At 75.8% G+C, this 12411-nt stretch carries 13 protein-coding genes; 1 reads left to right on the top strand and 12 read right to left on the bottom strand.

Translation table 11 applies throughout. The annotated features are described in order from the left end of the window. The first annotated feature begins 88 nt into the window (after nucleotides 1-88). Nucleotides 89-931, top strand: a complete 843-nt coding sequence (locus tag ACIF8T_RS32310) for a BTAD domain-containing putative transcriptional regulator (RefSeq protein ID WP_400039948.1) — start codon at nucleotides 89-91, stop codon at nucleotides 929-931. Here ACIF8T_RS32310 and ACIF8T_RS32305 read toward each other — a convergent pair. Genes ACIF8T_RS32305 through ACIF8T_RS32250 form a run of 12 tightly spaced genes read right to left on the bottom strand, consistent with a single transcriptional unit; the run spans nucleotide 918 to nucleotide 12383 of the window. Continuing rightward, nucleotides 918-1736, bottom strand: a complete 819-nt coding sequence (locus ACIF8T_RS32305; protein WP_400039947.1) for a thioesterase II family protein — start codon at nucleotides 1734-1736, stop codon at nucleotides 918-920. The genes ACIF8T_RS32310 and ACIF8T_RS32305 overlap by 14 nt on opposite strands. A gap of 2 nt (nucleotides 1737-1738) precedes the next feature. Next, nucleotides 1739-3028 carry an MFS transporter gene (locus tag ACIF8T_RS32300; RefSeq protein ID WP_400039945.1) on the bottom strand — a complete coding sequence of 430 codons (1290 nt, stop codon included), beginning with the start codon at nucleotides 3026-3028 and terminating at the stop codon, nucleotides 1739-1741. Then, on the bottom strand, nucleotides 3025-3561 hold the full coding sequence (locus ACIF8T_RS32295) for a flavin reductase family protein (RefSeq protein WP_400039943.1): 537 nt from the start codon (nucleotides 3559-3561) through the stop codon (nucleotides 3025-3027). Before ACIF8T_RS32295 ends, ACIF8T_RS32300 begins: the two co-directional genes overlap by 4 nt. 49 nt (nucleotides 3562-3610) lie before the next feature. After that, nucleotides 3611-5239, bottom strand: a complete 1629-nt coding sequence (locus ACIF8T_RS32290; RefSeq protein ID WP_400039942.1) for an amino acid adenylation domain-containing protein — start codon at nucleotides 5237-5239, stop codon at nucleotides 3611-3613. Continuing rightward, nucleotides 5229-6173, bottom strand: coding sequence for a hypothetical protein (locus ACIF8T_RS32285; protein WP_400039941.1), 945 nt, complete (start codon nucleotides 6171-6173; stop codon nucleotides 5229-5231). The genes ACIF8T_RS32290 and ACIF8T_RS32285 overlap by 11 nt, the downstream gene beginning before the upstream one ends. Next, the gene (locus ACIF8T_RS32280) at nucleotides 6170-6859 is read right to left on the bottom strand and encodes a 4'-phosphopantetheinyl transferase family protein (protein WP_400039940.1); all 690 of its coding nucleotides are present in this window, start codon (nucleotides 6857-6859) and stop codon (nucleotides 6170-6172) included. The genes ACIF8T_RS32285 and ACIF8T_RS32280 overlap by 4 nt, the downstream gene beginning before the upstream one ends. Beyond that, nucleotides 6856-7950 (bottom strand): acyl-CoA dehydrogenase family protein, encoded by a 1095-nt coding sequence (locus tag ACIF8T_RS32275; protein WP_400039939.1) that lies wholly within the window; start codon nucleotides 7948-7950, stop codon nucleotides 6856-6858. Before ACIF8T_RS32275 ends, ACIF8T_RS32280 begins: the two co-directional genes overlap by 4 nt. Further along, a complete protein-coding gene (locus ACIF8T_RS32270; protein ID WP_400039938.1) occupies nucleotides 7943-9157 on the bottom strand; it encodes an acyl-CoA dehydrogenase family protein in 1215 nt (404 codons plus the stop codon). Before ACIF8T_RS32270 ends, ACIF8T_RS32275 begins: the two co-directional genes overlap by 8 nt. Beyond that, a complete protein-coding gene (locus tag ACIF8T_RS32265; RefSeq protein WP_400039937.1) occupies nucleotides 9154-9420 on the bottom strand; it encodes an acyl carrier protein in 267 nt (88 codons plus the stop codon). The genes ACIF8T_RS32270 and ACIF8T_RS32265 overlap by 4 nt, the downstream gene beginning before the upstream one ends. A gap of 52 nt (nucleotides 9421-9472) precedes the next feature. After that, nucleotides 9473-10651, bottom strand: coding sequence for an acyl carrier protein (locus ACIF8T_RS32260; protein ID WP_400039936.1), 1179 nt, complete (start codon nucleotides 10649-10651; stop codon nucleotides 9473-9475). Then, a complete protein-coding gene (locus tag ACIF8T_RS32255; RefSeq protein ID WP_400039935.1) occupies nucleotides 10648-12054 on the bottom strand; it encodes a TrpB-like pyridoxal phosphate-dependent enzyme in 1407 nt (468 codons plus the stop codon). The genes ACIF8T_RS32260 and ACIF8T_RS32255 overlap by 4 nt, the downstream gene beginning before the upstream one ends. Next, nucleotides 12051-12383, bottom strand: a complete 333-nt coding sequence (locus ACIF8T_RS32250) for an acyl carrier protein (protein ID WP_400039934.1) — start codon at nucleotides 12381-12383, stop codon at nucleotides 12051-12053. The genes ACIF8T_RS32255 and ACIF8T_RS32250 overlap by 4 nt, the downstream gene beginning before the upstream one ends. Between the last annotated feature and the right edge of the window lie 28 nt (nucleotides 12384-12411).

Raw genomic sequence — 12411 nt, 5'->3', positions numbered from 1 at the left:
GACCGCCCCGCACGGGGACCGTGAATCCGTGACTACCCACCGGCCCGTCCGCCGACGACGATCGCTGTCGTCACGAAAGGTGGGTCGCATGAAGTTCACCGTCCTTGGACCACTCACGCTGCGTGATGGCGGCGGCCTCCGGCCCCTGCCCACGGCGCCGAAAACCCGTAGCCTTCTCGCGCTGCTCGTGCTCCACGCCGGCCAGCCGGTGCCGCAGGACATCTGCCGGGAGGAGCTGTGGCCCGAGGAGATGCCGCCCACCGCCGTGCAGAGCCTGCACACCCGGGTGCTGCACCTGCGCCAGGCCCTCGTGGCCGTGCCGTCGGTGGGCTCGCTGCGCGCCGCCAAGCAGATCCTGGTCACCGAGCCCGGCGGTTACGCGCTCCGGCTCGGGGAGAACGACCTGGACCTGGACGACCTGGAGCACCGGCTGCGCGTCGCCCGCCAGGCCGAGCTGGTCCGCGACGACCGCAAGCTGTCCTTCGCGCTGCGCGACGCCCTGGGCCTGTGGCGCGGCCCGGTTCTCGGGGACACCCCGGCGGGTCCGCGCATCCAGGCCCATGTCACGAGCCTGGAGGAGCGGCGCGTCACTCTGCTGGAGAAGTGCGTGGAGGCGGAGCTGCGCCTCGGCCTGCACCACGAACTGCTGCCCGAACTGCGCAGCCTGACGGTGTACTTCCCCACGCACGAGAACCTGCACGCCCAGTACATGCTCGCCCTCTACCGGTCCGGCCGGGTGGCCCAGTGCCTGGAGGTGTACCGCCAGCTGCGCGACCGCCTGGTGACGCAGATCGGCATCGAGCCGTCGCCCCGGCTGCGCGAACTGCACGCGGCCGTCCTCGCGGAGAGCCCCGAACTCACCGCGTCCGGCTCCGGCCCGGTCGGCCGGCTCTCGCCCCCGCCGGGCTCGCGCCTGCTCAGCGTGGGCTGAGCGCGGTCGGCCGGGGCCCGCGTCCGGGTTCCCGCACCGAGGCGAGGACCCGCCGCTCCACGTCCGCCACCAGCGGCTCCAGCAGGTCCTGGAGGTAGAAGTGCCCGCCGGGGAAGTCGAGGACCTCGGTGGGCCCGGTGGTGTGCCGCGCCCACTCACCGGCCGCCTCGGCGGAGACGTCCTTGTCCTGCCGCCCGTAGTAGACCGTGATCGGGGCGTTCAGGGCGCGGTCGGCGCCGCTGAACGTGTAGGTCTCCATCAGCCGGTAGTCCCCGCGGATCGCCGGCAGGAGGAAGGCCCGGAACTCCTCGTCGGCCAGCATCGCCGCGTCCGTGCCGCCCTGCTCCAGGATGTCGGCCATCAGCGCCTCGTCCCCCTCCAGGTGGCGGCGTCCCGCCGGCACCAGGTGCGGCGGCACCATGCCCGACACGAAGAGGTGGGCGACGTCCTTCCCGTGCTCTCGGCGCAGCAGCCGTGCCACCTCGTACCCCAGGGCCGCCCCCATGCTGTGCCCGAACAGGGCCAGCGGCCGGTCCGTCAGCGGCAGCAGCGCGGCGGCGACCTCCTCGGCCAGCACGTGCATGCGCGTGATGCACGGCTCGGCGAAGCGGTCCTGACGCCCCGGGTAGCACACCGGGACGACGTCGAGGGAGCCGGCCAGCCGCTCCGCCCACGGGCGGAAGAACGTCGGAGCCCCGCCCGCGTGGGGCAGGCAGACGAGGGTCGCCGGCAGCGGCGCCGCGGCGGGCACGTAGCGGCGCAGCCACACTCCCCGGCCGGCTTCTTCGTCGGCGTGCACACTCATGGTCAGTCCTTCGTTTCGGATGTCGGTTCCGTGATCAGTTCCCCGGCGGGCATCCACCGCAGGAACGGGACGATGAGGACGGCCGCCGCCACGGCGAACACCGCGAAGGCGACGGACAGGCCGGCCGCCTGGGCGAGCGCGCCCGCCAGGGCCGAGCCCAGCGGCAGCGCGCCCCAGCTGAACATGCGCAGCGCGGCGGTGTACCGGCCCAGGAGCGCGTCGGGCACCAGCGACTGCCCGATGGTCCGGGAGTTGACCGACCACAGGACGCCGCCCATCCCGCCCAGGAACGCCGCCACCGTGTTGAGCACCAGCGACGACGTCAGCCACGGCGTGGCGACCAGGACCAGGGTGCCGAGCAGGTCGGCGAACATCGCCCCCTTGCGGCCCAGCAGCCGGTTGACGAGGCCGACGGTCACCGCGCCGACCACCCCGCCCAGCCCCAGGGCGCTCATCAGCACCCCGTACCGGCCGTCGTCGGCGCCCATGGACCGGGTGGCGGCCAGCGGGATCAACGCCATCCAGGCACCCCAGCAGGCGCACATCACGGTCAGTGTGAGCGCCATGGTCCGCAGCACCCGGTTGCCCCACAGGAAGGCGAGACCCGCCCGGATGTCGCCGTGCACCGAGCGGACCGTGCCGCCCCGGCCGGCGTCGGCCCGGAACCGGCCCGCGAGGGGGACGAGCGGGAGCAGGACCAGCGTGCCCAGTACATAGGTGACGGCCGTCGCGCCGAGCGCCGCCGCCGTGCCCGCAGCCAGCAGCGCCGCGCCCACCAGGGGACCGGCGAACTGGTTGCAGACGGTCTCCGCGCCCGCCATCCACGCGTTGGCCCGCTCCCGCCCGGGGCCCGCCACGGCGGCCGGCACCAGGGACGCCGCGGCGGTGAGCGCCACCACCTCGGCGACGCCGAGCACCAGACCGCAGGTGAACAGCAGGGGGACGCCCGCACTGCCCCCGGACACCGCGGCCATCAGGACGAACACCGCCGAGGCCCGCGCCCCGTCCGCGAGCCACAGCAGCAGCCGCCGGTCGAAGCGGTCGACGAGAACGCCGATGTGCAGCGAGGTGAGCAGCCACGGCAGGGTCAGTGACAGGGCGACGGCGGAGACCGCCAGGGGCGAGTCGGTGACGCGGGCGGCCATCAGCGGGATGACCATCTTCGTCACGCCGTCGGCGAGGTTGGTGACGGCGGTGAAGACCGTCAGCAGCCAGGTGTTGCGCCGGCTCACCCGGTGCGCGGGCGCTGCCGTGCCGGAGGCGGTGGGGGGAAGGGCGGGCGTCGCGGTCATACCGGGAACTCCGGGGTCGAGGGCCGGCGGGCGAAGTGCACCAGGGGCGTCACGTCCTCGTGGGTGCGGGCGTGCAGGACCCGGCCGGAGACCAGGACGTGGTCCTCCAGGGGCACGCACTCCGCCACCCGGCACACCACGGCGGCCACGGTCCCGTCCAGCAGCGGGGCGCCGTGGACCGTGTCGTGGGGGACCTGCTCGAACCGCAGCTCCGCGGGCAGCCGCGCGAACCGGTCGGCGAGGGCACGCTGCTGCCACGACAGCACGTTGACCGCGAAGGTGCCCGCCGCCCGGACCGCGCGCAGCGTGCCGCTGCCGGAGGCGAGCGACACCACCAGCGTCGGCGGGCGGTCGGTGAGCGAGAACACCGCGGTGGCGGTGCAGCCCACCGGACGGGACCCCGACCGGGCGGTGATCACCGTCACGCAGGTGGCGAAACGGGTCATCGCCTCCCGGAACTCGGCGGGCGCGACCGTGCCGGCCCCCTCGGGCACAGGACCCGCGGCGGAGGCCTCCGCGGTGAGCGAGGTCATCGGCGACTTCCTTCCGGACGGGGCATCGGTGGGCTTCCTGCGGGGCGCGTCATCGATTGCTTCCTTCCACCGGGCGGGCGTCCGGACGCGTGGCGCCGTTCGCGGTGCCGGGCACCCGCAGGATGTGCCGCAGGGCCGTACGGTCGGTCTTGCCGTTCGCGTTCAGCGGCAGGGCGTCCAGGACCGTGAGCGAGGCGGGGACCATGTACGCGGGCAGCCGCGACCGCAGCGCGGTCAGCACCCCGGAGGGGTCGACGGCGTCGCCGGTGCAGGCGGCGGCCAGACCGGTCTGGCCGCCCGTGCCCGGCACCGCCAGGACGACAGCGTCCCGCACCCCGGGCGCGGCGCGCAACGCCGCCTCGATCTCGCCGAGTTCGACCCGGTAGCCCTGGATCTTGACCTGCTGGTCGAGACGGCCCAGATGGACGAGGCCCTCCTCGGTCACGCGCACCCGGTCGCCGGTGCGGTAGTACAGGGCGGGTCCCGGGGGCGCCGTGTCCGTCACGACGGTGGCCGTGCCGTCCGCGTACCGCACGAAGCGGCCGCGGTTGTCCTCCGGGTCGAGGTAGCCGGGGAACCGCTGGACGCCGCGCACGCACAGCTCGCCCTCGGCGGCCGGGTGTCCGTCCTCGTCGAGCACCAGGTGGTCGAGGCCCGGGTACAGCGTGCCGATCGGCACCGTCGCTCCCGTCCGCGCCGGACCGTCCGCGTCGTCCCGGTCGCCCGGGTCGTCCAGTCGGAACTGGGCGCAGCTCAGGGTGAGTTCCGTCGGCCCGTACAGGTTCTCCAGCACGGACGCCGGTGCCGCCGCCTGCCAGGCCGCCGCCTGGGCGTGGGTGAGCGGCTCGCCGCAGAACAGGCTCCAGCGCAGTCCCGGCATGGAGTCCGGGCCGAGCTGCCGCAGCCGGGCGGCGAGCGAGACGACGGACGGCACGGAGAACCAGTGGGTGATGTTTTCCCGGGCCACGAACCGGGCCGGCGCGAGCAGGTCGTGCGGGCCGGGCACCACGACGGTGCCGCCGGACGCCCAGGCCCCGAACAGGTCGAAGACGGACAGGTCGAAGGTGAGGTCGAAGGTCTGGCTCAGCCGCGACCCCACGCCCAGGCCGTAGCGCGGGACGACGTGGTCGAGGTAGGCCTCGACGCTGCGGTGCTGCACCGGAACGCCCTTGGGGGTGCCGGTGGAGCCGGAGGTGAACAGCACGTAGCACACGTCGTCCGGGTTCACCGGGCGGACCGGCGGGGCCGGGTGGTCCGCCGCGGCGTCCGGCCCGTCGGAGGCGAGCGGGGCGATCACCGGCACCGGCAGCGCCGCCCCGGCCTGGTCGGGCTGTGCCAGGACCAGGTCGAGACGGGCCCGCGCGGCGATGTCCGCGGTACGTGCCCCGGGGAAGGCAGGGTTGAGCGGGACGACGACGGCGCCCAGGCGCTGCACCGCGAGGTAGCCCGCGTACGCCGTGACGGTGCGGGAGGCCAGCAGCCCCACGCGCCGGGGCACGGCGCCGCCGCGCACGTCGAGGAGCCGTCGGGCCAGCCTGCCGGCCAGCGACTCCAGCCGCCGGTAGGTGTACGACTCGCCCCCGACCTCCAGGGCGACCGCGTCCGGGTGGCGGCGTGCGGTGGCCTCGAACCGGCCGTACAGCCCCGCCGGGGTGTTCATGACGTTCTCAGCGTCCATGGCTCAGGTCCTCCGTCCGCGAGGCGGCCGTCGTCTCCAGGTCCCGCAGGGCGTCGAGGAGTTCCGCGAACGCCCGCTCGATCACGGCCGGCCGGGGCCGGCCGCGCGCGGCGGAGGCCGTCGCGAAGCGGGCCGCGCGCGGCAGTTCCGCCCAGGCGGCCGCCGCCCGTTCCACGGCCCGCGGTGTCCCGGCGGCCGCTGTACCGAGCAGGTGGCGCTGGTGACGGGCCGCGGTCCACAGGTCGTCGGCGTGCGCGGCGAGGGCCTGCGGGTCGTGGCACACTCGCTCGGCGACGTGGCGCAGGGCGGCGGCGCCGTGCACCCAACGGCCCTCGCCGGCCGGTCGCCGCGCGGTGCCGGCGCGTTCCAGCCACCGGTACTCCCGGGCGTCGGCCGGGTCGCCCTCCTCGCCGAGCGCGTAGCGGTCGCGGTTGACGGCCTGCGGGGTCAGGGCGGTCGGCGGCGTCAGGGCGGCGCGCAGTTCGGCGTCGGTCAGGGTGCCCGCCCAGGGCGTGTGGGCGCCGTGCGGCGTCAGGGCCTGGAACGGGTCGCGCACCGCCCAGCGGTCGTCCGCCAGGGCCTCGACGAGCAGCCAGTGCGGGGTCTCGGTCCCGCCGTACGCGGGGGACCAGGGCAGGTGCCGGGTGTTGCCCACGGCGATCACCCGGCCGCGGAGGCCCGCCTCCCGGGACAGGGCCTCCCGTGCCGCCTCCCAGCCGGCGGCGGAGCGGTGGACGAGGCCGGTGCCGTGTGCGTCGACGTCGATCCGGGCGTGGTGGGAGAAGGCCATGCCGCCCTCGGGGGGATCCGTGCGCACGGCCAGGCGTATCGCGGCGGCGAACTCGGAGTGCACCGCCGGGCGTTCCGTCTCCAGATAGGGCAGCAGCGCGGCCGTGTAGCAGCTCAGCTCCGGTGCTGCGGCTCGGGTGGTCATGGTGTCTCCGGTACGCGGGTCGGGTCCGGCAGGGGGGTGTAGGCGATGCTCAGCGGGACGGTCGTCCGGCCGCGGAGGCTGATCCAGCGGTAGGGGCCCCAGGTGCCCCGTGCGGCGGGCAGCGGAACGTCGATGGCCCACGGCCGGCCGGCCAGGCCGGTGCCCGCCGCCTTCACACAGGCCTCCTGCACGGTCCACAGCCAGGCGAACTCCCGGGCGCGCAACCGCTGCGGGAGCCGGGTCAGCGCGTCCGCGCGCCGGTGTGCGCAGCGGCGCAGCAGGGCGTCCGCCACGGTCGGAGGCGGGTGCTGCACGTCCAGTCCGACCGCGTGGCCGAAGGACGCGCAGGCGGCGACGGCGTCACCGTCGTGGCTGACGCTGATGCCGATCTCCGGCCGGCCGGCGAGGGCGGGGCGGCCGTGCGCCGAGTAGACCACCTCGGCGTCCCGGGCCTCGGGGAAGCGGGCGGCGAGCAGCCCGCGCAGCGCCCGCCGGGCCGCGAGCCGTTCGGCGGCGCGGTGCGGCGGCAGCGCGGCGGCGTCGGCCAGGTCCCGTTCGGTGAGGTGGCCCCGGGGCGGGCAGCCGTCGGCGAGCGCCACCCACACCCCGGGCGCCGCCTCGGCGAACAGCCGCCTCCGGTGCCCCGCGGCCCGCGGGGGAGCGGGGCGCACCGCGGTGCCGTTCATGCCGCCAGCCCTTCCACCAGCGGCACCAGCCGGTCCGCCACGGTGTCCAGGACCACCTCGGTCGCGCCTCCGCCGATGCCGAACAGGGCCGCCTCGGACCGCAGTTGCTGAATGCCGTCGGCGGAGAACCCGTCCGCGCCCCACAGGTGGGCGCAGGCCGACAGGACGTGGTCCACCGTGGCACCGGAGGCCGCCTTGAGGACCGCGGCCGCGGTGGCGTCCCGCTCGCCGGTGATCCGGTCGCACGAGGCCTTCCACAGCGCGTCCAGCGCGCTGACCCGCACGGCGCACTCCGCGAGCCGCTGCCGTACGGCGGGGTGGCGGTCGAGCGGGCTGCCGTCGAGGGTGCGCCCGGCGAGCCGGGCGGCGGTGTCCGCGAGCACCCGGCGGCACAATTCGGTGCCCCAGGCGGCCGAGGCGAGCCGTTCGACGGCGATGTTCCGGGCGAACAGGGCCAGGCCGCGGCCGGGCCGCCCCAGCAGGTGTCCGCGGTCCAGCCGGCACCCGGAGAAGGTGACGTGGCCGACGCCGGACCCGGCGAACAGCGGGGTGCCGGCCGGGCGCACCGTCACGCCCGGGGTGTCGAGCGGGACGAGCAGCCAGGTGAAGCTGGTGAAGTGACGGCCGGGGCGGTGCCGGGCGAGGACCAGGGCGTGGTCGGCGGTGGTGGCCGAGGTCACCCAGCGCTTCACGCCGTCGAGGACGACCGTGTCGCCGTCGCCGTCCGCCGCCGTCAGGTCCACGCGGGTGGCCAGGCCGGCGAGGTCCGAGCCCGCCTGCTCGTCGGTGGCCGCCAGCGCCAGCAGGGACTGCCCCTCGGACGCGGCGTCCAGCACCTTCTCCGCCACCGGCGACGACGCGGTCTGCGCCAGCAGCGGCAGCGCCGTGGCCAGTTGGACGAGCAGTGACAGCACCAGCCCCTGCGGGCCCCGCGCGTCGGCGGCGCCCAGCAGGCGCCGCAGCAGCACCGCGTCGATCCGCCCGGCGGGGCCGGCGGGGTACAGCCGGCCGAGCGTCCCCGTGCGGGCCAGCCCGGTCAGCACCTCCCGGGCGTCCCGGCCGGGTGGCAGGACGCCGGGCTCCTCAGACATAGCGCACCTCCTGGTCGAGCAGGACGAGCCGGCCGTCGGCCTGGTGGAGGCGGTCGTTGCTGTAGTTCAGCGCGGCGGACCGCAGGTCGCGCAGGGCGCGTTCGAGGCCGGTGGGGGAGTCCTTGAGGTAGCCGTGCCGCATGCCGAGCGCGGTCACCAGGTCGTCGACCGCCCGGTGGCACTGCTCGGACGCGGTCAGCTTCAGGGCGTTGACCAGCAGCTGGTGGCGGGGGTGCGACAGGTCCGCGTCCTCCTCCACGGCCCGGCGTACCGCGTCGGCGGTGTGCCGCAGCATCGCGTGCACCGTGTCCAGGCGCTGCCGTGCCGTGGAGAGCCGGGTGAGCAGCAGCTCGGAGGAGAGGTCGGCGCGGCGGCGGCCGGGGCCGCCGCGCAGCTCCGACACCACCCGTGACAGGGCACCGCTCGCGGTGCCCAGCCACGCCGCCGACCAGCCCAGGTGGGCCAGCGGACCGAAGGTGTTCATCGCGATCCGCCGGAACGCGCCGTGCTCCCCGACCACCTGGTCCCCGGGGACCCGGCCGGTCAACTGGAGCGCGGTGCTGTGGCTGGCGCGCATGCCCAGGGGGTTCCAGTCGCCGCGCTGCTCCACCCGCAGCTGGTCGCGGCGGGCGAAGACCAGGGAGACCTCGCCGTCGGAGCGGGCCCGCGGGCTGCGCATGGTGAGGAGGTAGCCGTCGGCGTGCATCCCGCCGGTCACCACGGGGGCGAACCGGTCGATCTCCAGCCACCCGTCCCGCGCGCCGAGTTCGGCCCGCGCCGAGAGCAGGTGGCCGCCCTTGCCGGCCTCGGTGGTGACCGAGGCGAGGTACATCCGCCCGGCGGCGATCTCCGGCAGCAGCTCCGCGGCCAGACGCGGACCGGCGTGCCCGGCGATCGCGGCGACCTGCTGGCAGTGCATGGCGAACACCATGGCCGTGGACATGTCGGCGCGGCCCAGCTCCATGGTGACGTCGATCAGGTCGTCGACGGTGCCGCCGGGGCCGCCGTGCCGGGTGGGCACCAGCAGCCCGAGCAGCCGGGGCCGCAGGGCGTCGAGCACGGCGAGCGGGAACTCGGCCCGCTCGTCGCAGTGCGCGGCGTGCCGGGCGGCCAGGGCGGACACCTGGTCGACCTCGGCGCGCAGCGACGCGGACAGGGCGGACGCGGCGGCGCCCGGCGCGGGCGCGGCCGGTGCGGGGGCGCTCACACCGACTCCGCCGCGGCCGTGACCGCGCCCGTGCCCCGCGCGGCCTGGGTGGCCCGCCACAGGTTGCCGGCCGTGGCGAACGTCTCCTCGACCAGTGCCTCGTCGGGCAGGGAGACGCCGAGGCTGTCCTCCAGCGCGAACATCAGCTCGATGGCCTGCATGGAGTCCAGTCCGTAGGTGCGCAGGGGCGTGTCCTCGGTGATCGTCTCGCCGTGCAGGAACGGCAGGAACGGCGTGAGCGTCTCGATGAAGCGTGCGTCCATCGTCAGTGCCTTTCTGGGCGGAACGGGGAGGGAACGAAGGAGGGGGAGGTGGTCAGCGGGCGGGGGAGGACCGGCGGATCAGGGCGCACAGGTCGTCCACGCGGTGCAGGTTCTCCGGCACCAGGTCCTCGGGGGCGAACTCGACGGCGAAGCGCTGTTCCAGCCGTTCCACGGCCTCGACCATGCGCATCGAACCGAACTCCGCGAGCCGGCTGAGGTCCCCGTCGAAGCCGCCGGCCCCGACGACCAGGGAGTCCGCGGAGACGTGCAGCACCTCGGCGACGACGGCGCGCACCTCGTCCTCCAGGGACCGCGGCCGCTGTCCGCCGAACGCGGCGGCGTCCGCGCGCAGCGCCTCGCCGGCCCGTTCGAACAGCCCGGCCGGTTCCGCCCGGCCGCGCACCACCCGGCGGTAGGCGAGGTAGGTGTGCTCGACGACGCTGTCCCACCGTGCCAGGTGCGCGCGCACCGCCTCGTCCTGCGCGCCGCCGGCCAGGTGGGCGGCGTACGCGGCGTGCAGGTGCCGTGCGCGGGCCAGCAGCCAGGTCTCCAGCGTGAACCGCTCCAGGGCGAGGACGCGGTCCTCGTGATCGGCGTAGGCACGCAGGTAGGCGTCGACCACCGCCTCGTCGGCGGGCGTGTGCGCCGGCGCCGGGGCGGGCCCCGGCGGGCGCGCGGACAGCCGCACGGTGACGGTGTCCTGCGGCAACGCCGCGAGCAGGGCGTCCAGTCGATCGCGCCGGTAGGACAGGCGCAGCGGGCGGGCCGGGCCCCACACGGTGTCGTTGTGGTAGGCGTCGGTCACCGTCACGCCGTCGGCGCCCGGCTCCACGAGGAAGCTGTGCTCGACGTGTTTGTGCCCGTGGTAGGGCACCCACGGCAGGTGGAAGGCGTCCGCGACGACGTACGAGGGCTCCGCCGGTCCGTCCGGTGCCGCGTCGGGCCGGCCCGTCGCGCGTGCGCGGACGGCCAGGCCGAGCAGGTCCCCGGCCGCGGCGAGCTGGTCCTCGACGGTGGGCTCGACCGTAGGCAGGCCGCCGGGCCCGCGCGGCGCCGGGGCGAAGCGCAGGACGGCGCCCAGCCGCAGATGGGTGTCCGGGCCGTGGTGGCGGTCGGCGAGCACGGCGAGGTTGGCCTGGAGGCAGTCGAGCAGCGCGGCCCGCACCCGGGGCGGCTCCAGCGCGCGCGGCCCGTCCGCCCGCCCGGCGTCCTGGGAGGTGACAGTGGTCATGCCGTGCCTCCCGCCGTCCCGTCCGCGCCCGGCGCGTCGCCGACGCGGGTCAGACCGCGCACCGCCTCCCGCAGCCCCGCGGGGTCGGGCGCGCTGTCCGCCAGCTCGCCGGCCAGCAGCTGCTGGTAGGCGCCGAGGTCGAGGTAGCCGTGGCCGCTCAGGCAGACCAGCACGCCCCGGGGGAGGCCGTCCGCCTCGTCCCCGCCGGCGAGCCGGGCCGCCACGGCGAGCGCGTGCCCCGACTCGGGGGCGGGCAGCACCGCCTCCGACAGGGTGAACCGGCGGCCCGCCTCCAGGGCGTCCACCTGTCCGACGGCCACCGCCTCCACGTCACCGGAGTGCCGCAGCGCCGAGACGAGCTTGGCGGCGCCGTGGTAGCGCAGACCGCCCGAGTGGGAGTCGGGGATGCGGTAGTCGCTGCCGATGGTGTACATCGCCTCGCGGGGACCGGTGCCCGTCGCGTCGGTCTTGTCGTACGCGTACACGCCCCGGCTCAGCTTGGGCGAGGCGGCGGACTCGGCCGCCACCAGGCGCGGCGGCCGGGCGCCGGCCGCGCGGGCGGAGGCGAGGAACGGCAGGGCGATGCCGCCGAAATTGGAGCCGGCCCCGACCGCGCCCACCACGGCGTCCACCGAGGTGCCCGCGGCGGCGAGCTGCTCCTCGCTCTCCAGGCCGATGACCGACTGGTGCAGGATGCTGTACGTCTCGCCGCTGCCGATGCAGAACGCGGCTCCGTCGTGCGTCTGGGCGTACTCGACGGCCTCGCCGATGGCCAGCGAGAGGCTGTTGCCCTGGCTGCCGTCGTCGGCGGCGGCCACCGAGGTCAGACCGCTGGGGCTGGCGTGCACCCGTGCGCCGAGCATCCGCATCAGCACACCCCGGTAGGGCTTCTTGGCCAGGCTGGAGCCCACCATGAAGACCGTGCAGCGCAGGCCGAACATCGCGCAGGCCGCGGCCATCGCCGTGCCCCACTGGCCGGCGCCGGTGCCGGTGACCAGCTCGGTCACCCCGGCCCGCTTGTAGTAATAGGCCTGGGCGAGCGCCGTGTTGAGCTTGTGGCTGCCGGAGATGTTGCCGCCCTCGTACTTGACCCAGATCGGGACGCGGGCGCCGACCGCCCGCTCGAAGCCGCGGGCCCGCCACAGCGGCGTGGGCCGGAACGAGCGGTAGGCCTCGGCCACTTCCTGCGGGATGTCCCAGAACTCCCGGGGCTGCAGGCTCTGCCTCATCAGCTCCATCGGCAGGTTGATGTGGATGCCGGAGCCGGGCGCCGGGTTCTCCGGCGGCAGGTCGGCGGGCAGGGCGGTGTCCAGGTGCGGCAGGACGCTGCGCCAGCGCGCCGGCACCGGGGTGGCGGGGGCGGCGGGCCGCGCGGCGACGCGCTCGGTGACGGGCGCGCTCATCGCGCGGTCTCCGCGGCGGTGGCGACCAGGTCGATCAGGTCGCGTACGGTGGCGAAGCTGCGGCCCACGAACAGGTCGTCGGGCAGGGCGAGCCCGAGGTCGTCCTCCAGGCGGATGAGCATGCCCAGGAAGCCCAGGGAGTTGACCTTCAGCAGGGGGCCGTTGAGCGGTTCGTCCTCGGAGATCGTGGCGGGGTCCACGGACAGCCGGGACTCGGTGACGACCAGGCGCCGCACGGCGGCGGCGATGCGGTCGCGGTCCGGCGCCCCGGACGCGGACGGCGTGGTGGACACGGGCGGCGTGGTGGACACGGACGGTTCGCTGGACATGGGGGATGAGCCCTTCTCGGCCCGGGAC

This window comes from Streptomyces sp. NPDC085946 (assembly GCF_044540485.1).
GTDB lineage: Bacteria > Actinomycetota > Actinomycetes > Streptomycetales > Streptomycetaceae > Streptomyces.
Note: the sequence above shows the minus strand (reverse complement) of the source record. Positions and strands in the feature narration are given on the sequence as shown.

Coding starts and splice junctions, on each gene's coding strand:
- ACIF8T_RS32280 (WP_400039940.1), bottom strand. CDS start 6,859: ATGAACGGCACCGCGGTGCGCCCCGCTCCCCCGCGGGCCGCGGGGCAC.
- ACIF8T_RS32255 (WP_400039935.1), bottom strand. CDS start 12,054: ATGAGCGCGCCCGTCACCGAGCGCGTCGCCGCGCGGCCCGCCGCCCCC.
- ACIF8T_RS32275 (WP_400039939.1), bottom strand. CDS start 7,950: ATGTCTGAGGAGCCCGGCGTCCTGCCACCCGGCCGGGACGCCCGGGAG.
- ACIF8T_RS32305 (WP_400039947.1), bottom strand. CDS start 1,736: ATGAGTGTGCACGCCGACGAAGAAGCCGGCCGGGGAGTGTGGCTGCGC.
- ACIF8T_RS32260 (WP_400039936.1), bottom strand. CDS start 10,651: ATGACCACTGTCACCTCCCAGGACGCCGGGCGGGCGGACGGGCCGCGC.
- ACIF8T_RS32300 (WP_400039945.1), bottom strand. CDS start 3,028: ATGACCGCGACGCCCGCCCTTCCCCCCACCGCCTCCGGCACGGCAGCG.
- ACIF8T_RS32310 (WP_400039948.1), top strand. CDS start 89: ATGAAGTTCACCGTCCTTGGACCACTCACGCTGCGTGATGGCGGCGGC.
- ACIF8T_RS32285 (WP_400039941.1), bottom strand. CDS start 6,173: ATGACCACCCGAGCCGCAGCACCGGAGCTGAGCTGCTACACGGCCGCG.
- ACIF8T_RS32265 (WP_400039937.1), bottom strand. CDS start 9,420: ATGGACGCACGCTTCATCGAGACGCTCACGCCGTTCCTGCCGTTCCTG.
- ACIF8T_RS32295 (WP_400039943.1), bottom strand. CDS start 3,561: ATGACCTCGCTCACCGCGGAGGCCTCCGCCGCGGGTCCTGTGCCCGAG.
- ACIF8T_RS32250 (WP_400039934.1), bottom strand. CDS start 12,383: ATGTCCAGCGAACCGTCCGTGTCCACCACGCCGCCCGTGTCCACCACG.
- ACIF8T_RS32290 (WP_400039942.1), bottom strand. CDS start 5,239: ATGGACGCTGAGAACGTCATGAACACCCCGGCGGGGCTGTACGGCCGG.